General features: G+C 32.6%; 18 protein-coding genes. 10 read left to right on the top strand and 8 right to left on the bottom strand.

Features of this window, described 5'->3' with window-relative positions:
* Positions 1 to 12: 12 nt before the first annotated feature.
* On the bottom strand, positions 13 to 261 hold the full coding sequence (locus QZ143_RS01985; RefSeq protein ID WP_292472567.1) for a UPF0147 family protein: 249 nt from the start codon (positions 259 to 261) through the stop codon (positions 13 to 15).
* A 158-nt stretch (positions 262 to 419) separates the two neighbouring features.
* Between QZ143_RS01985 and QZ143_RS01980 the strand changes: the two genes are divergently transcribed.
* Positions 420 to 587 carry a Met repressor gene (locus QZ143_RS01980; protein WP_292472566.1) on the top strand — a complete coding sequence of 56 codons (168 nt, stop codon included), beginning with the start codon at positions 420 to 422 and terminating at the stop codon, positions 585 to 587.
* Here the strand turns inward: QZ143_RS01980 and QZ143_RS01975 are convergent.
* Positions 584 to 1,171, bottom strand: coding sequence for a class II aldolase/adducin family protein (locus QZ143_RS01975; protein ID WP_292880699.1), 588 nt, complete (start codon positions 1,169 to 1,171; stop codon positions 584 to 586). The genes QZ143_RS01980 and QZ143_RS01975 overlap by 4 nt on opposite strands.
* A gap of 12 nt (positions 1,172 to 1,183) precedes the next feature.
* Positions 1,184 to 2,911, bottom strand: a complete 1,728-nt coding sequence (locus QZ143_RS01970) for a DNA-directed DNA polymerase II small subunit (RefSeq protein WP_292880696.1) — start codon at positions 2,909 to 2,911, stop codon at positions 1,184 to 1,186.
* A gap of 149 nt (positions 2,912 to 3,060) precedes the next feature.
* On the opposite strand from QZ143_RS01970, the gene QZ143_RS01965 reads away from it, so the two are divergent.
* Genes QZ143_RS01965 through QZ143_RS01950 form a run of 4 tightly spaced genes read left to right on the top strand, consistent with a single transcriptional unit; the run spans position 3,061 to position 6,739 of the window.
* A complete protein-coding gene (locus QZ143_RS01965) occupies positions 3,061 to 3,735 on the top strand; it encodes a hypothetical protein (RefSeq protein WP_292880694.1) in 675 nt (224 codons plus the stop codon).
* Positions 3,736 to 3,753: 18 nt separating this feature from the next.
* Positions 3,754 to 4,827, top strand: a complete 1,074-nt coding sequence (gene cobJ, locus QZ143_RS01960; RefSeq protein ID WP_292880692.1) for a precorrin-3B C(17)-methyltransferase — start codon at positions 3,754 to 3,756, stop codon at positions 4,825 to 4,827.
* A 10-nt stretch (positions 4,828 to 4,837) separates the two neighbouring features.
* The gene (locus QZ143_RS01955; RefSeq protein ID WP_292609693.1) at positions 4,838 to 5,431 is read left to right on the top strand and encodes a potassium channel family protein; all 594 of its coding nucleotides are present in this window, start codon (positions 4,838 to 4,840) and stop codon (positions 5,429 to 5,431) included.
* 45 nt (positions 5,432 to 5,476) lie between these two features.
* Positions 5,477 to 6,739: a magnesium transporter gene (locus QZ143_RS01950; protein ID WP_292880689.1), complete on the top strand. Its 1,263-nt coding sequence runs from the start codon at positions 5,477 to 5,479 to the stop codon at positions 6,737 to 6,739.
* Between the two features lie 6 nt (positions 6,740 to 6,745).
* On the opposite strand, the gene QZ143_RS01945 is transcribed toward QZ143_RS01950, so the two are convergent.
* Positions 6,746 to 7,612: a hypothetical protein gene (locus tag QZ143_RS01945; protein WP_292880686.1), complete on the bottom strand. Its 867-nt coding sequence runs from the start codon at positions 7,610 to 7,612 to the stop codon at positions 6,746 to 6,748.
* The gene (locus QZ143_RS01940; RefSeq protein WP_292609699.1) at positions 7,605 to 8,549 is read right to left on the bottom strand and encodes a hypothetical protein; all 945 of its coding nucleotides are present in this window, start codon (positions 8,547 to 8,549) and stop codon (positions 7,605 to 7,607) included. Before QZ143_RS01940 ends, QZ143_RS01945 begins: the two co-directional genes overlap by 8 nt.
* A 172-nt stretch (positions 8,550 to 8,721) precedes the next feature.
* Here QZ143_RS01940 and QZ143_RS01935 point away from each other — a divergent pair, with 172 nt between their 5' ends.
* From QZ143_RS01935 to amrS, 5 genes are all read left to right on the top strand, one after another.
* Positions 8,722 to 9,120, top strand: coding sequence for a Zn-ribbon domain-containing OB-fold protein (locus QZ143_RS01935; protein WP_292880683.1), 399 nt, complete (start codon positions 8,722 to 8,724; stop codon positions 9,118 to 9,120).
* The gene (cfbA, locus tag QZ143_RS01930) at positions 9,092 to 10,000 is read left to right on the top strand and encodes a sirohydrochlorin nickelochelatase (RefSeq protein WP_292880680.1); all 909 of its coding nucleotides are present in this window, start codon (positions 9,092 to 9,094) and stop codon (positions 9,998 to 10,000) included. Before QZ143_RS01935 ends, cfbA (QZ143_RS01930) begins: the two co-directional genes overlap by 29 nt.
* A gap of 83 nt (positions 10,001 to 10,083) precedes the next feature.
* Entirely contained in the window at positions 10,084 to 10,569 is a 486-nt protein-coding gene (gene cfbA, locus QZ143_RS01925) for a sirohydrochlorin nickelochelatase (protein ID WP_292880754.1), read from the top strand.
* A gap of 65 nt (positions 10,570 to 10,634) precedes the next feature.
* Positions 10,635 to 11,558 (top strand): thiamine-phosphate kinase, encoded by a 924-nt coding sequence (gene thiL, locus QZ143_RS01920; protein ID WP_292609705.1) that lies wholly within the window; start codon positions 10,635 to 10,637, stop codon positions 11,556 to 11,558.
* Positions 11,545 to 12,417, top strand: coding sequence for an AmmeMemoRadiSam system radical SAM enzyme (gene amrS / locus QZ143_RS01915; RefSeq protein WP_292880677.1), 873 nt, complete (start codon positions 11,545 to 11,547; stop codon positions 12,415 to 12,417). The genes thiL and amrS overlap by 14 nt, the downstream gene beginning before the upstream one ends.
* 35 nt (positions 12,418 to 12,452) lie before the next feature.
* Here the strand turns inward: amrS and QZ143_RS01910 are convergent, their stop codons facing one another.
* Genes QZ143_RS01910 through QZ143_RS01900 form a run of 3 tightly spaced genes read right to left on the bottom strand, consistent with a single transcriptional unit; the run spans position 12,453 to position 16,956 of the window.
* Positions 12,453 to 13,709, bottom strand: a complete 1,257-nt coding sequence (locus tag QZ143_RS01910; RefSeq protein ID WP_292880674.1) for a UbiD family decarboxylase — start codon at positions 13,707 to 13,709, stop codon at positions 12,453 to 12,455.
* 7 nt (positions 13,710 to 13,716) lie between these two features.
* Positions 13,717 to 14,742: a 5-(carboxyamino)imidazole ribonucleotide mutase gene (gene purE / locus QZ143_RS01905; RefSeq protein ID WP_292609710.1), complete on the bottom strand. Its 1,026-nt coding sequence runs from the start codon at positions 14,740 to 14,742 to the stop codon at positions 13,717 to 13,719.
* A 60-nt stretch (positions 14,743 to 14,802) separates the two neighbouring features.
* A complete protein-coding gene (locus QZ143_RS01900; protein WP_292880671.1) occupies positions 14,803 to 16,956 on the bottom strand; it encodes a Tex family protein in 2,154 nt (717 codons plus the stop codon).
* Positions 16,957 to 17,085 lie beyond the last annotated feature (129 nt).

Below are 17,085 nucleotides of genomic sequence, written 5' to 3'. Positions count from 1 at the left end.
TAAAAAAAGAAATTAGATTGATTCTAATTTTGATAAAACTTCCCAAATTAAAGTTCTAGCATGAACTGGAATATTTGGATCGTTACTTATTTCATCTAATTTTCCTAAAACTGTACTTATTCTTACAGATTGGTCTTGCTCTTCATCGTGTAAAAGTTCATTAGAATCTTTAGCTGCCTCTCTAATATTACGTGGTACAGTATTATTCTCAGTAATGTACTCAAGAATCTCGGATACTTCATCGATTGTTTGATTGCTCATAACTACTCCTCCCAAAAATATTATTAAAAACAAGTCAAATGTGTATTAAATACTATATATTTTATCCTACACTTAAATAGTTTTTGGTGTTATGAATTAATTTTTTAATGCGATGATTATAGTAAAATTTATATTAAATTAAATATCAATTATTATACATGTCAGATATAAGTAAAACTACTATAAATCTACCCGTTGATTTAAAAAAAGAATTAAAAAAAATTGCAATCGATGAAGATACTTCATTATCCGGATTAATCCTTAAAATGATTGAAGAAGGAATGGATAATAGAAAAAAATCTAATGTTTTTTCAGGTGAAGATTAAATTCTATCTTCAACTGAATTTAACATCAATGTTATAAACTGACTTTTTGCAATTTCCTCAACAAAAACTGCAAGCAGTTCCGCTTCTTTTAGATTATCGCTTACACAAATTACTCCATGATTTTTCAATACTAAAACGTCTTCAGTTCCAAGACCTTCACTGGCACTTTTAGCCAATTCGTCGCTTCCTGGTTTTTCATAATCTATTTCAGCTAAATATGGAGTTTTTATTTCACCAAAACCCTCATACCTTTTGATTTTTTTAGATGAATGGGCAAATCCTGTAGCATATGGAGAATGTGTATGGACAATACCATTAACGTCAGGTCTTTTTTTATAGATTTCCAAATGCATGTTGACTTCTGAGGAAGGTTTTCCTTTAGTCAATACATTTCCATCAAGATCAACCAATACTATGTCTTCTTCATTTAGTTTAGACAGAGATTTTAATGTAGGGGTTATGGCAATTATATCACCAATTTCTCCTTTAAATCTCACACTAATGTTTCCAGCTTTTCCTGAAACTAATCCTTTATCATAAATCTCATTTGAAATTTTAATTATTTCATCAATATTCTTTTTCATTAAAAAACCTCATCATAAAAATTTAAAATGCTTATATTTTCCTTTATGAAGTACAGGAACTTCAGCAGGAGTTGGTTCAATGTTATAAATTTTCTGGAACTCTGTTTGAGTCTGGAAAGTACCTGAATTAATCATATGTATTCCTTTAAATCTTCTATATGTATTAATGTGAACATGTCCTGTATGGAATACATCAGGTACTTCGTCAATAACTAAATAATCTTCAAGTTCTGAAGCTAATGGTGTTCTTTCTCCATAAATTGGAGCTAAATGTCTTTTTTGTAATAATTCTTCCATCAATAGGTCATTTCTTTCGTGAGTAAATTCTTTTACAGCCATTACCAAATCATCAAAACTACGTCCGTGGTATATTAGGACATTGATTCCATCCAATGAAACTACACCAGGATTTGAAATAAATTCAACATTATCCAATTCATATAATGCTTTAGCATATTCTTCAGGTACAGCAGGCTGAGGTTCAGCGACTCTTGATGCATCGTGGTTTCCAGGAGCAATAATGATTTTGATATCGCTTCTGACATTTCCCAAGAATCTGGCTGCTTCGTTGTATTGCTCTGTAATGTCTTTAATTGCAAGCTCTTTTTCCTGGTTTGGATATACACCAATTCCATCTACAATATCCCCACCGATAATAAGATATTTAACATCTTCAGCCACTCTTCTTTGTTCTTCAGTACCATAATCACAGTTAATCCAATCAATGAACCTTGTGAATGCGTCTTCAAGGAATGTTAGACTGCCGATGTGAACATCAGATAAGAATACAATTCCAAAGTCCATTTCCTTTTCGGGAACTCTTAATACACCCGGATTGATTATTTGTTGGCCAAAAGCGAAGTTATTGTCGTCACTTTTGTTTGCAATTACTCCTATTACTTCGTCCCTAACTAATTTTTCAGCTTCAGCAAACAATTCATCATTGTTGTTGGAGAATAACACGGATATGCTTCCGGTATCATCCTCGAAATCAACGATTTTATGGCCGTTTTTACTTGATCTGATTTCTTTAACCATTAAAATCATGCTCAAACTGTCTTGAGAATCATCAATATCAGCTACTTTAATAGGCTTTCTAAGTTCAGGTCTTTTGGATAATATGTTATATAATTTTTCATATCTGCTTTTGAAATATGAAATTAGGTTTTCAAGTTCTCCGCTGGTGTATGATTTTTTACTGGTATCCTGAATGATTTCGAAATCATATTCAACATTAGATTTCTCTAAGTTTCTTTTAAATTTAATTTTTTCATCTTTAACAGTTTCTGAAGCTTCTAAAATGGCTTCATTTACATGTTTTTGCTTAACATCACTATCTTTTTTCAAATTTTCCATTGAAACAGGTTTTTCTACTTGTGGTGTTTGTTCTGTTTTTGGTTTGCTTTGATTTTCTATTGGTTTTATAGGAGTTTTTTCTACTTGTGGTGTTTGTTTTTCTATTGGTTTTTCTGGTGTTTGTTGTGTTTTTGGTTTGGTTTGGTTTTCAATTAGTGTTTCCTGATTATCTTTTTCAGTTATAGGATTACCTGTAATTTCATCAACTATTTCACCACTGACTGATACTAAATCTTTTGATGTAAATTTATCGCTTTTTAATTTGACTATCAGTGAAGATGCAAAATCAATAGGATTTTCTGCATTAATAACTTTATTATAAGCTTCAGGTGATAGGTTGATTCCCTTTTTTGCAAATTTTAATAGAATTTTATTAGTTGACATATTAGTTAAAATTTTTATTTTCTATATTAATAAACTTTGAGAATTTTTAATCCTAATGTTTATTTTCATTCGTTATATTTATTATATATTAAAAATAAAATTTAAATTATTATAATGTACTTATTATAAGTAAAATGATTGTGATAAAAATGGCAAGTAAGGTACTTAGAATTATTTTAATTGTTGTATTATTTATTATATTCTTTGAAGTGGGACTTGTTAGTTCATATACCATTGTAACTTCCGAAGCTCCTAATGTTCAAGGGCTGATAGATATGCAAATTTCAAAAATAGCTGGAATGTTTACTCCAGAAAAAGTAAATAATATGTTAATTAAAGATCCAAGTCCTGTTAACATTACTAATAAAAAAGATGTAGCCTTGAAGATGGAGTCAATGTCGCAGGTCGATGGTGTTAATGTTGATTCTATGAATGTTACAACTTACGATGACACTAGTAAAGGCAATTTTACAGTAACTATAGAAGCTTTAGGTTATGCATCTCCTAATTCAAACTCAGGACAAATTGTTATTAGTAAAGTCCCATCCTATAAGATTATAGCAAAAGGAAATGCATCCTACAAGGAAAATGGACTTACAGTTGATGAAAGGACAATAGTAATAAATTCAATCTTAAAATTGCATAATAAAACTGGTGATACATCATACACTAATTATAACAGCAGTAACAGTTATAATACTGCATACACTGATTACAGCGGCAGCAGTAACAGTTATAATACTGCATATACTGATTATAGTAGTAGCGGCAGTAGTAGCAGTAGTAGCAGTAGTAGTGGCGGCAGCAGTAACAATAGCTATTAGTTATATTAGGTTGATACAATGATTAATGTAATTGGAATTGGTCAGAATAGGGATAACATGACCTTGGGGGCTATTAAAGCCATCGAGGAATCTGATGTTATTATAGGTTATAAAAAATATATTAATCAGATTGAGGATTTAATTTCCGGTAAGGAAGTTATCAAAAAAGGAATGGGCGATGAGATAGCGAGAGCTGAATTTGCCATTCAAAAAAGTCTTGATGGCCAAACAGTTTCATTAATTAGTTCTGGAGACCCTGGTGTTTTTGGAATGGCCAACGTATTGTATCAGATTGTTAGTAAATATGATGATGTTGAAATTAAGGTTTATCCTGGAGTATCCGCTTTGAATTATGCTTCCAGTCACTTAGGAGCACCGTTGCATGATTTTGCAGCTATCAGCTTAAGCAATATATTGACTCCACTTTCTGAAATAGAAAAGAAATTAAGGTATGCACTTGAGGCTAACTTAATAGTTGCTATATATAATCCTATTAGTAAAACACGTAAAGAACCATTCAGAAGATTTAAACAATGTGTTTTAGATATTAAAGGTGAAAATGCATTAATTGGTATTATTGATAGTACTTATGAGCCTCCAAAAGCAACAATCGTTAAACTTAAAGATTTAACAGAAGACATTGTTAACATGTCTTGTACATTAATAGTCGGAAACGATTTAACTTATGAGCAGGATGGAAAACTTGTAACACCTAGAGGATATGTTATAAGGTCTAAAATTCATCCATTATCACAAAATCATTATGAAAAATTTTTAAATGGCGAAATTGCACATGGACCTAACCGTGAATGTGAGTTCTATCCATGTCACTATGAAGGTCAGTACTGTGATTTCTGTTATTGTCCATTTTATCCATGCGGAGATTCTTCAACTGGCGGGGAATGGATTAAAGGCAAAGGCGTTTGGAACTGTAAGGAATGTATGTGGTTACACGATAAAGAGACAGTTGAATGCTTAAGAGAACCTTTAGAAAACATTTTAGAAGAAGTTGAAGATTTGAAATCAAAGAAAAAAACATTATTGAAACTTAGAAAAGCATGTTTATTGCATGTCAATCCAAACGACTTATGAGGTAATTTAATTGTCAATCAAAAATCTTTTAATTGAAATGAAGAACATGTCGGAATTAATGGTTGATTTAGCTTATTCCGCTGTATTGTTCAACAGTAAGACTGCTGCTGAGGAAGTCATTACATTAGAAAATGAAGTCAATGCAATGAATTATGAAATTAAAAAAGAATCATTAGTTGCTGCCAGATCATATGAAGATGCTGAAAAATTAACAGCATTACTTGAAATTGCCGAAGCTACAGAAAGTATGGCAAATGCAGCAAAAGATTTAGCTGATTTAGTATTAACTGGTTTTAAACCACATCCAGTATTTAAAATGGTTATGGAAGAATCCGATAAAAGTATTGTTAGAGTTACTATAGATGACTCATCAGAATTAGCTAATAATACATTAGGTGATTTGCTTTTAGTGAATCGTACAGGTATGAGAGTAATTTCTATTAGACGTGGCGTATCCTGGATTTACGGTCCTGATAAGAATACAATGCTTTTAGCTGGTGACACATTAATTTTAAAAGGAACAGATGAGGGCGCTGATTTGCTTGAAAAATTAGCTGCAGGAACTTGTTCATTAGATGACATTCCAGATGAATTAGAAGAATAATTATAGAATATTGAGTGATAAAAATGATTAAGGGTAGTGATATTTGTGAAAAGCAAACAGAAGAAGATTCGCAGTTCACTATCTACTCAAGCGTTCTCTGATTTTTACGGAGAACATAAATCTATTTTAAAAGAAGGATTAATCGCTCTTTTAATTTGTGCTATTGGTGATTTAATAGCAGGTATTATTTTAGGTAAAATGACCTTTTTCCTTGAAACATTTCCGGGATTGTTAGTAATGATTCCTGGTGCTATTGGGATGAGGGGAAATATTTTTGGTTCTTTTGCTTCAAGATTATCAACCAACCTCCACATTGGTATAATATCACCTAAGTTTGAAAGGTCAGAAGAATTAAATCACAACATATTTTCTTCTTTTGTATTAACTTTAGTTCTATCTTTATTTTTGGGTATCGTTGCTAATTTAATGTGTTTGTTATTACATTATCCTGCAATGTCATTGATAGATTTCATTTTGATTAGCGTAATTGCAGGTGTTATTTCAAATTTAATAATGTTGCCGATAACCATGTTCATATCATTTAAAAGCTTTCAGCATGGTTGGGATCCGGACAACATTACAAGTCCAATAATTGCTGCATTCGGTGATTTGTTTACTTTGCCAGCTATTATTATGTCTCTTTTTATATTGCAGCTGTTAAGTGTCAATTGGATTATAAAAGATGCAGCACTTATCGTTATATTTTTAATTGTAATAGTATCATTTATTTACTGCTACAGATTATCATATGAGACTAAAACAATTCTATCACAATCCACTCCTGTTTTGCTTTTATGCTCCTTTTTAGGATGTTCTGCAGGAGGAATATTAAATGGTGCGGTTGAAACATTGCTCTCCAATCCAAGTCTGTTGACATTGATACCATTGTTTTCAGGAGAATGCGGAAGCTTAATTAGTATTTTGGGAGCAAGACTATCATCAGGAATTCATTCCGGTCTAGTTGAACCAATTAGAAAACCTGAAGGAGAGGCTTTGCATAACTTTGCAGTCTGTTTTATTTTAGCTATTGTCATTTTCCCATTTATAGGAATACTCGCTGAAGGTTCATCTTTGGTATTTGGCGTTACTGGAGTCGGATTTGAAAAAATAATTCCAATTTCTGCATTGTCCGGACTTATTTTAGTCACTATAATGGTATTTTTAGTCTATTATATTTCAATAACCTCCTACAATCATAATTTAGACCCGGATAATATTGTAATTCCAATTTCAACAAGCGTTACAGATTCAATTTCAAGTCTGATTTTGATTTCCGTGTCACTGATGTTGTTAAGCATTTTTATTTAATTAAATCTAATACCAGGCCTTTAAGATAAATTCGCAGTCATTTGTTCTAAAGTAATCATAATTTATATTGTTTTCATCAAATCTTTTTGGAAGTTGAACAAGCACGGCCTTTGCATTGGGCTTGTCAAAGTGAATGAAGATTATGGCACTCGTATCGTCATAGAACTCAATTTTATTGTTCAAATAGATTTCATCATATCTTACCGGTTCCCATGATTTATCTTTAACGAGCCTTGTTGAACCCATAAAATAGTTTAAATCATATTTTTCATCTTCATCAATGAGTAAATAGTAGTCAAATGCTCTTAAATTTCCTTTGAATACTTTAAAATAATCACAGCTATGGGAATTTTGGTCATGATTGCGATTGCATTTACCGTCATTTTGAAAATCCTTTAAAACATATTTTTTGAAAAAGTCACATTTTACCATCCTATTTACTGAATGAATGTTATTTGAAGATTCATCATTTCCAATTTTTACACTTGAAATACTACTCTCCTTTGGAATCAGTTCAATCGATGTTTTGATTTTGGAGTTGAAGAGGGTTTTCGTTACAAACTTGTTGTAGTCACTTCCCATTGCAAGTAATTTAGCATAAGAAACACTATTTGGAATAACCTGTCCTTCTTCATTAACAATTGCAAGACCGGGAGTTCCTTTTTTATTTACTTCCCAATTTGGAGGAGTTCCTGGATTGTTTATTAGATTGACTACAGATTCTTCAAGCAGTGTTTGAATATGTTCGTTTTCACTTTGACTTACTATTTTTTCTGTACTGATTTCATTCAGTGAAAGAACGATTCCCATCACCATTAAAAGGATTATTATAATGACTCCTATTTCAAGTGTAACATTTCCCTTATTATCCATTCTCTTCACTCCCAAGACCGTATTTTTTCTTATGGGATGAATCTAAAATCAGGCTGTTCCAATCATCCGGGTTTATTTTTTCACCATTATAATGATCTGAAAAGACTACATGGTCACTACAGGATAATGATTCGTTTTTAAGTGGCGTATGTGTTTGAATAAATACTTCCATACCATAATGAGGACATTTTCCTTTTCCTTCAAGTCTACATAAATAACAGCTTCCGTCAGCACTTTCATGGAAATATCCTTTGTCTAAACAATCTTTCAATACTCCTGGGTCTCCATGATGAATATAAGGGTCATATGGGCATTTTTTGATATACAATGGTGCAGTTGCTTCAATGTATGATTCAGGTGATTTCAAATGATGCAAGACCATATATCCTGCTATTGCATTTTTGTAGTGAATTTTATTGTCATATGTTAAAATTCCGGAAGCTATTGTTAATTTTGCAAGTGGCAGTGGATCTCTTAAACCCTCTATCGATGCATTTTTTTCTATGGTATTTGAGTATTTAATGTCATCCTTTTTCACGTTTAATTTTACTTTGAAGAGTATTTTCCAGGGAGTTTCTGTGTTTTCAACTGATAATACTTCTGATGAGATATCCACTCCATATTTTTTTTCTAATTCCTTATTTTTTTCTTTTAATATATTATTCAAATTTTTTTTAATCTGATTTTTGCTGTTGAAAACGGGCAAACCGTTGTATACCTTTTGTGTAGCTTCAGCTATTGCATCCCTTCCAAGAACTTCCAGGTTTCTCGAATAGTCGTCAATAATATATTTGAAATTATTATTTGATTTTAATTCGATATTTCCATTTTCAATGTAATTTATACTCGTTATTATAAAAATTGATATTAATAACAAGGATACAATTAAAATGGCTACACTACCTACTAACATATTGCCTTTAGAGTCAATTTTCATAATATTTAACTTGACAATGTTTTTATAAATTTATTTCTCAACTGCGACTCTATGATTCTGCATAAATGTGTATTACATTTTTTGAAATTAAGTGAAAATAGTAATAAAAAAAATACTTATTTATATTATTGATTAGAAACTATACTTATTAGAAAATATATGGAGGATTTACATGTCAGATACTGTAAGAACATGGCGTCATATACAACAAAGATACAATCTTATTGGTACCAAATGTACCACCTGTGGAGAATTATTCTTCCCATCTCGTGTAGTTTGTCCTAATTGTAGAAGAAAAGGAAATCTTGAACCTTTCCAATTTTCAGGAAAAGGTAAAATTCACACATTTTCAGTAATCAGATCCGCACCTGATAACTTTAAAAAATCAGCTCCTTATGCTGTAGCTGTTGTTGAACTTGAAGAAGGTGCTAAATTAACTTCACAACTTGTCGACTGTGATGTTGAAGATATTGAAATCGGTGACGATGTGGAAATGGTATTTAGAAGAATCAGAGAAGATGGAGAGGATGGAGTAATCTCCTATGGATACAAATTCAAAGTTATCAAATAATACTGCTGTTATTTTAGTAAGTCATGGAAGTACATTGCCTTACGCAGAAGAAGTATTTGTTGAAATTAAAGAGAAATTTATCAAAAAAACCGGTCTTGCAACTGAAATTGGTTATATGAAGGTTTCAGAACCTACAATTGCAGGAGCTGTTGAAATTTTAAAAGATGAAGTTGATGATTTAGATAAAATCATAGCTTTACCTGTGTTTTTAGCTCCAGGAATTCATACCAATATTGACATTCCACAATTGTTGGGTCTCGATCCTTTGGAAGAAGATCCAAGATGTCCGGATGGAAACTATCCTCCAGAACATTACTTGTCCATTGCTGATGATGTTGACTTTGATGGGGAAATTGAATTATTAAGTTCAATTGGGCCTCGTGATGAACTTTTGGATATTATTGATAAAAGAATCAATGAAGCATTAGCGGAATCCAAATTAGATGACAATGCTAAAACTGGAATTTTGCTTGTAACTCATGGATCAAGATTAAATTATAATAAGGAGTTTGCCACTGCATTATACGATAAGTTTGAAAAGACTTGTGATATGCCTTCAAGTTTCGGATTCATGGAATTATGCGGTCCAAGCATTCCTGAATCAATCAATAAATTAGTTGATGAAAACGGATTGGAAAGATTGGTTGTTGTACCTGTCTTTATAGCTCCTGGAATGCACACAACTCATGATATTCCTCATATTTTAGGATTCTTGGATGACCATGAACACTCACATTCACATTCCCACGACCATGGTCATGACCACAGTCATGATTTGACTCCTGTGGAATTTGACGGTGAAATTCTTTATCCTGAGCCAATTAAAGCGGATGATATTTTAATAGATATTTTAGTTGATATGGCAAATGAAAAATTATAATAATTTTTCATATATTTTTTTGAAAAATTTTTTATTCAAGATAACTTAACTGAATTTAACTTAAAACTTATAACGGATGATTAATTATGTCTGATAAAAAAACAGGAATTTTATTATTATCCCATGGGTCTAGATTAGACGATGGTGAAGAAGTAATTAAAGCTTATAAAGATATGTATGCTGAAGAATTTCCAGACATGCCTATAGAGTATGGATTTATGGAAATTAGAAAACCAGGTATTCCCGAAACTATTAATAAATTAACTTCTGAAAACGATTTGGAAAAAATTATTGTTGTACCGGTATTTGTTGCTCATGGACTTCATACTAAAAGGGACATACCTGAATTATTAGGTATTGAAAGCGATTTTGATGAAGAATCAGTATCCGGCGGTCATCATCACCACCATCACGGACATGGCCACGACCACGGACATCATCATCACCACCATCATGACCATGATGAAGAGACATTTGAATTTGATGGTGAAATCGTATTGACAGACCCATTAGGCATCGATACACGTTTATACGAAATAATTAAAGACAGAGTTTCAGATAATTTATAGTTCTGAAACATTTTTTTACTTTTTTTTCTTAAGATTTATTTATATTGAAATAAATATTAATATTCATGTCCCTAAAAGTCTCTGATATCGGTGAAAAGGAACTCGTTAGATACATTATTGCTAATTCAAGAAGCATTACTCCGGATGACACTGCAATAACTGCTTTTAATAATACTAATTTGATTTCAACATGTGACATGCTGATTCAATCAAGGCACTTTCCTGAAAACATGTCCTATTATGATATGGGTTTTAAAGCTGTCACTGTTAATGTAAGTGACCTTGCAGCAATGGGAGCTGAACCGTTGGGTTTTCTACTGGCAATTGCTCTTCCCAAAGATTTGGACATAGATTCATTTAAGGAAATTCTTGAAGGAGTTTTGAAAGCTTGCGATTATTATGAAATCCCTTTAATTGGTGGGGATACTAATGAATCTTCGGAAATTATCATTACAGGCACGGCATTAGGATTGACTGAAAAGCCGATAATGAAAGATACTTATCAAAAAGGTGATTTGATAGCCGTAACCGGTGATATTGGATTAGCCGCATTGGGTTTTGAATTAAGTGATTTAGACAATATCTATTCTAAACATGCTCTAAAACCAAAAGCCAAAATAAAAGAAGGGATAATTCTTAAAGATTTTGCAACTTCTGCAACCGATATTACCGATGGGCTTGCAAGTGAACTATATGAGATTAAAAAGGATAATTATGGATTTATGATTTATGAGGAAATGTTGGGCATTTCCGATGAATATAAAAGATTGGCAGACAATTTAAATCTGGATTACCTTGATTTGATATTGCATGTCGGCGAGGATTTTGAATTGCTTTTTACCATATCAAAAGATAATATCGAAAAATTGCCGTTTGACTATAAAGTAATTGGTGAAGTAACAGATTCTGATGTAGTTGAACTCACTTTGGAAAATGGATTTGTTGAAAGAATAGAAAATAGAGGTTATGAGCATTATGTTAGTGAGTAATGATTTATTTAAAAAAAGTTCCAAAACACAAAAGATTCGCTGTGAGATTTGTGCCAACTACTGTAAAATAGCTGATGGTAATGTTGGAATCTGTAGACAGCATAAAAACATTAACGGAGAGTTATTCGATGAATCATATGGAATTGTTTCATCACTTTCACCTGATCCTGTTGAAAAAAAGCCTTTGAATCAATTTTTACCCGGCACATTTACCTACTCGATTGGAGGTTTTGGGTGTAACATGACATGTTTGCATTGCCAGAACTATATGATATCTCAGGAATATGATAAAAATTCAAGGGGTATTAAAATAACACCAGAGGCAATTGTGGAAAATGCACTTAACTATAATTGTAAGTCAATTGCTTGGACCTATAATGAACCTACGATACACTTACCTTTCTCCAAAAAAACTTCACTGCTTGCAAGGCAAAAAAACTTGAAGGTAATCTATGTAAGCAACGGGTATTATTCAGATAAATCTATAGAAGAAGTTTTGACATTTGTCGATGCATTCAATATAGACTTGAAATCCATGTCCAGTGATTTTTACAAAAAGGTCTGTGGTGCAGACTTGGACGTCGTTTTAGATAATCTAAGAAGAATATATCTGGAAGGTAAACACTTGGAAATCACCAATTTAATAATTAATGATTATAATGACTCAATCGATGAAATTACCCAGCTATGTGATTTTGTAGTTGGTGAACTTGGTCCCGAAGTCCCACTTCATTTTTCAAGGGCTTTTCCTTATTATAAAATGAATGATATTTCACCTACAAGGCCGGAGATTTTGTATAAAGCAAAAGAAATTGCACAGGAAAAAGGAATAAAAAATGTCTATTTAGGCAATATTTAAGTTTTTTTTTAAAAAAAGTAAAATTAAAAGTTAGTTTATTCTCCAAAACTAACTCTTTCGAATTTTTCTATTGTTTTAAGTGATTTTGTTGCATCAACACCGATTTTTGTAGTTGTTCCATCACTTTCAGCTACAGGATCTAAAGAAGAACCGCGCACATTCGGAACGATCATGATGTCACGGTCACCTTTAACACGTGTAGCTATTGCATATTCAACATCTTCAGCATCAAATATGTTCACATCAGTATCCACTGCAACACAATGTTTTAGTGAAGGGTGTGCAGATAATGCAGCCATAATAGCGTTTTTACCGTCACCTTCAGTCTGCTTGTTGATGGATACTACGGCATGCAACCAGCAGCAGCCTCCTTCAGTCAAAACAACATTTTCAACTGTTGGAACAGCATTTTTAACTGCTTTATATATTCTTGGCTCTTGTGGAAGGCCTTGCAACAATTTATGCTCAAATCCTGCAGGGATAATTGCATGATAACAAGGATTGTCTTTTTTAATATGCATTTTTTCCAGATTGATTATTGGCTGGTCACGGATAATGTCATAAGTATCGGTCAAGTCTACAAATGGACCTTCAGCAACGGTTTCGGTTACTGATATTTTACCCTCTAAGATAATGTCGGCTTGAGGAACTTCCAAGTCTCCGCATTTGATTAATTCAAGTTCACCATCCTTAAATGCATTGGCCACTTCCATTTCGTTGTAGTCAATTGGTATTGAAGTGGTACTTGCAAGCAAAATTGCAGGATCCATTCCAATTGCTATTGCAATATCCAAATCTTTTCCCGCTTTTTGAGCATTTTGGAAGTAAGTGTAGAGGTTTCTAGGCACGATTCTGATGACTAGTCTTTTGTTGTCAAGCACCATCATACGGTGGATTGAAGCATTTTGAATTCCTGTTTCAGGATCACGTGCAAATACAACACCTGCAGTGATATATGCTCCTCCATCACGTTTGTAATGAGTTAAAATAGGAATTTTATCCAAATCTACATCTAAATTATCATATTCTGAAAAGTCTGTAAATTTATCTACCTTAATCGGCTTTTCCATGGCTTTGATAATTTTTTCAGTAATTTCAGATACTTCACAATTAATTGATTTGGCTATTTTATCTCTGGTATTACAAATTCCTGTAATAACAGGCATATCATATCCTTTGACATTTTTTACTATGACTGTATCTTTAGGATATTGTCTTAATACTTTTGAAACTTCAAATTCACTGGAAAGTTCATCTGTAATTTCAATAATGTTGTCTCCTTCAAGTTTCATGTTATCACTATAAGTTAATTTTTTTGTCTTTTAATTTTCCTAAAAGTTCTGTAATATATGGATTGTCAATAGCAAGAATTTCACCTGCAAGGACTGCTGCGTTTTTACCGTTGTTAATTCCAACAGTTGCAACAGGAACTCCCGGAGGCATACTTACAGTTGTAAGCATATAATCTTTATTATTTTCATTAGTACATGGAACTCCAATAACCGGCCTGTCTGTCAGTCCCACAAGTCCTCCTGTTACCTGTGAGGAGGTTGAACTTATTCCAATGAAAATTTTTGCATTTTTCATGCATTTGACATAATTTGTGAATTTTTTAGTGGACCTTATCGGACAGACTACTTTAATATCATGCTTGATTTTAAGTCGGTCTAATATGGTTCCAACTTTTTTTGCAGTTCCAACATCGGTTTGCCTTCCAGCAATAATTACGACTTCAGCGTCCTGATTTTTTATACATGCGTCAGTGGTTTCATCTATTTCAACATCGTTGATTTCAAGGTTTTTAATTCTTAAAAAATCATTTTGAAGATACTTTCTTTCAATCTTTTGAACAATATCTTCATTGCTCTGCTTGACTTTTTCAGCATAATCCTTTCTTAACTCTATTACCTTTTGGCGAACCTTTTCATCATGAAGTCCGATATACTGAGCAGCTAAAATTGCGGCATTGTCTCCTCTATCGATTCCAACAGTTGAAATAGGAGAAGGATAAGGCATTTGAACAATGGATTCGAGCGCATCTATTCCATTGGTTTTAACATCCACTGGAACTCCTATAACAGGTCTTGGTGTATAGGCGGCTATTGAACCCGGTAAATGCGCTGCCAAACCGGCAATACCAATAAATACTTCAATTCCTGCATCAGTACCCTGACTAACAATTTCTCTAACTAGGTTAGGTGTTCTGTGGGCTGAAGCTATTTTCAAGCTATATGGTATTTCAAGCTTATCTAAAATATCCATACTTTTTTCAGCAATAGCAATGTCTGACCCACTTCCAAGAATAATCATTATTTTTGGTGTCATTCAAAAATCCCTTCTAAAATAAAAATTTATTTATGTATTATAATATTGTCTTTTAAATATTTAAATTATCATTGATAGGTTAATCCTTTTTCTTTTAATATCTACATCCAGAACTTTAACATCAACTATATCTCCAACACTAACAATATCTAACGGGTGCTTTACATATTTATCAGCTACCAATTGTGATATATGAACCAATCCGTCCTGATGGACTCCAATATCTACAAACGCTCCAAAATCAACAATGTTTCTAACAGTTCCCTGAGTTATCATTCCTATCTCCAAATCTTCAAGTGTCAATACGTTTTTTCTAAGAATAGGTTTTGGCATGTCCTCACGAGGGTCTCTGCCGGGCTTTTTAAGTTCGCTTATAATGTCCTTTAATGTTTCCATTCCAATGTCCAACTCTTCTGAAATTTCTTTTAAGTCAATTTTGTCAAATTTTAGGGATTTTGAGCCGATATCACTTGTGGAATAGTTTAATTTTTTCAATAATTTAAAAGTGGCGTCATAGGATTCCGGATGTATTGTGGTGTTGTCCAATGGGTATTCTGGATTGTCTATTTTTACAAACCCGGCGCACTGTTCATAAGTTTTTTTACCAAGTTTTTTAACATTCAATAATTCTTTCCTGTTTTCAAAGCTTCCGTTTTCTTCCCTATAGCTGATAATATTTTTGGCGGTTGTATTACCGATTCCAGATACATAATTAAGTAGACTTACAGAAGCGGTATTCAGGTCGACTCCAACTTCATTCACTACCTTTTCCACAACACCGCTCAGGGATTCGGACAATTGCTTCTGGTTCATGTCATGCTGATATTGTCCTACACCGATTGATTTTGGATCAATTTTAACAAGTTCAGCCAGCGGGTCTTGAAGTCTTCTTGCAATTGAAACGGCACTGCGTTCCCCTTCTGAAAATTTAGGAAATTCCTCATCAGCCAATTTTGATGCGGAATATACGGAAGCTCCAGCTTCATTAACAATGATATATTCAACATTAGTTCCTTTGATAATGTCTGAAACAATTTGTTCGGATTCTCTTGAAGCTGTTCCATTTCCAATTGCTATTACATTAATGCTGTATTTGTCGATTAAATCACGAACGGTTTTAATTGATTCTTTAACTTTATTTTGAGGTTCAGTTGGATAAATCAGTGCAGTATCTAAAACTTTTCCGGTTTCATCAATGATGGCAAGTTTACATCCTGTTCTAAATGCAGGGTCCCATCCTAAAATTGTTTTCCCAACAAGAGGACTTTCCATCAATAGCTGATTTAGGTTTTTGGCAAACACTTCAATTGATTTTTCTTCAGCCTTTTGTGTTAAAAAATTCCTGATTTCCCTTTCGATTGCAGGAGAAATCAATCTTTTATAAGAATCTTCCACTGATTCCTTTATTATTGGGGTGGTGTATCTGTTATATTCTATTTTTTCCGGAATGCTTGAGATATTTTTCAGCATATGTCTGTTGAGATATTTTATTATTTCATCAACTTCACATACAACTTTTCCTTTAATTATTCCCTCTTTTTCAGCCCTGTTAATTGCTAAAATCCTATGTGGAGGGATTTTTCTTAAATCTTCACTGTAATTGTAATAAATCTCATATTCTGATGATGAATCCTTATCTTTGGCTTTTGTTTCTATTTGTCCGGTGTAGAATGTGTTTTGCCTGATTTTTTTTCTGAATTGGGAGTTGTCTGAAATTATCTCGGCAATAATATCCTTTGCACCATCTATTGCATCTTCGGCAGTATTGATTTCTTTTTCAGGGTCAATGTATTTTTTAGCTATTTTTTTAATGCTTTCTTTAACGTCCTGTGCTAGAATTATTTGAGCCAATGGTTCCAATCCTTTTTCACGGGCAATTGTTGCTCTTGTTCTTTTTTTGCTTTTGAATGGTCTGTATAAATCATCAAGTTCAACTAATGTATTTGCATTTAAAATACTGCTTTTTAAGTCATCATCAAGTTTTCCAAGCTCATCGATTCGTTTTATGATTTTTTCCTTTTTGTCTTCCAGGTTTCTGAGATATTTCAGCCTTTCGTCAAATTTTCTTAAAGTTTCGTCATTCAGCGAACCGGTAACATCTTTTCTATATCTTGCAATGAAAGGTATTGTATTGCCGTCATCGATTAATTTGATTACTTTTTCAACTTGCCAGTTAGCTAAATTTAATTCATTTTGAAGTGTTTCTACTATCATCAAATAACTACCTTTTAAATGTGTACATTAAGATTAACCTTTAAAATGTATAGATAACTTTTAGGTTTTCGTATTATTTTAAGGTATGGTGTAAAACTAATATATTTATAGTACTTAAATGACATATTT

The organism is Methanobrevibacter sp. UBA188, assembly GCF_905234905.1.
Taxonomy (GTDB): Archaea; Methanobacteriota; Methanobacteria; order Methanobacteriales; family Methanobacteriaceae; genus Methanocatella.
The sequence above is the reverse complement of the archived record's forward strand: the minus strand, read 5'-3'. Positions and strand labels throughout refer to the sequence as shown.

What these genes read in the sequence shown, in the direction of transcription:
- QZ143_RS01985 (WP_292472567.1), bottom strand. Translation starts at nt 261, where the DNA reads ATGAGCAATCAAACAATCGATGAAGTATCCGAGATTCTTGAGTACATT.
- QZ143_RS01980 (WP_292472566.1), top strand. Translation starts at nt 420, where the DNA reads ATGTCAGATATAAGTAAAACTACTATAAATCTACCCGTTGATTTAAAA.
- QZ143_RS01975 (WP_292880699.1), bottom strand. Translation starts at nt 1,171, where the DNA reads ATGAAAAAGAATATTGATGAAATAATTAAAATTTCAAATGAGATTTAT.
- QZ143_RS01970 (WP_292880696.1), bottom strand. Translation starts at nt 2,911, where the DNA reads ATGTCAACTAATAAAATTCTATTAAAATTTGCAAAAAAGGGAATCAAC.
- QZ143_RS01965 (WP_292880694.1), top strand. Translation starts at nt 3,061, where the DNA reads ATGGCAAGTAAGGTACTTAGAATTATTTTAATTGTTGTATTATTTATT.
- cobJ (WP_292880692.1), top strand. Translation starts at nt 3,754, where the DNA reads ATGATTAATGTAATTGGAATTGGTCAGAATAGGGATAACATGACCTTG.
- QZ143_RS01945 (WP_292880686.1), bottom strand. Translation starts at nt 7,612, where the DNA reads ATGGATAATAAGGGAAATGTTACACTTGAAATAGGAGTCATTATAATA.
- QZ143_RS01940 (WP_292609699.1), bottom strand. Translation starts at nt 8,549, where the DNA reads ATGAAAATTGACTCTAAAGGCAATATGTTAGTAGGTAGTGTAGCCATT.
- QZ143_RS01935 (WP_292880683.1), top strand. Translation starts at nt 8,722, where the DNA reads ATGTCAGATACTGTAAGAACATGGCGTCATATACAACAAAGATACAAT.
- cfbA (WP_292880680.1), top strand. Translation starts at nt 9,092, where the DNA reads ATGGATACAAATTCAAAGTTATCAAATAATACTGCTGTTATTTTAGTA.
- thiL (WP_292609705.1), top strand. Translation starts at nt 10,635, where the DNA reads ATGTCCCTAAAAGTCTCTGATATCGGTGAAAAGGAACTCGTTAGATAC.
- amrS (WP_292880677.1), top strand. Translation starts at nt 11,545, where the DNA reads ATGTTAGTGAGTAATGATTTATTTAAAAAAAGTTCCAAAACACAAAAG.
- QZ143_RS01910 (WP_292880674.1), bottom strand. Translation starts at nt 13,709, where the DNA reads ATGAAACTTGAAGGAGACAACATTATTGAAATTACAGATGAACTTTCC.
- purE (WP_292609710.1), bottom strand. Translation starts at nt 14,742, where the DNA reads ATGACACCAAAAATAATGATTATTCTTGGAAGTGGGTCAGACATTGCT.
- QZ143_RS01900 (WP_292880671.1), bottom strand. Translation starts at nt 16,956, where the DNA reads ATGATAGTAGAAACACTTCAAAATGAATTAAATTTAGCTAACTGGCAA.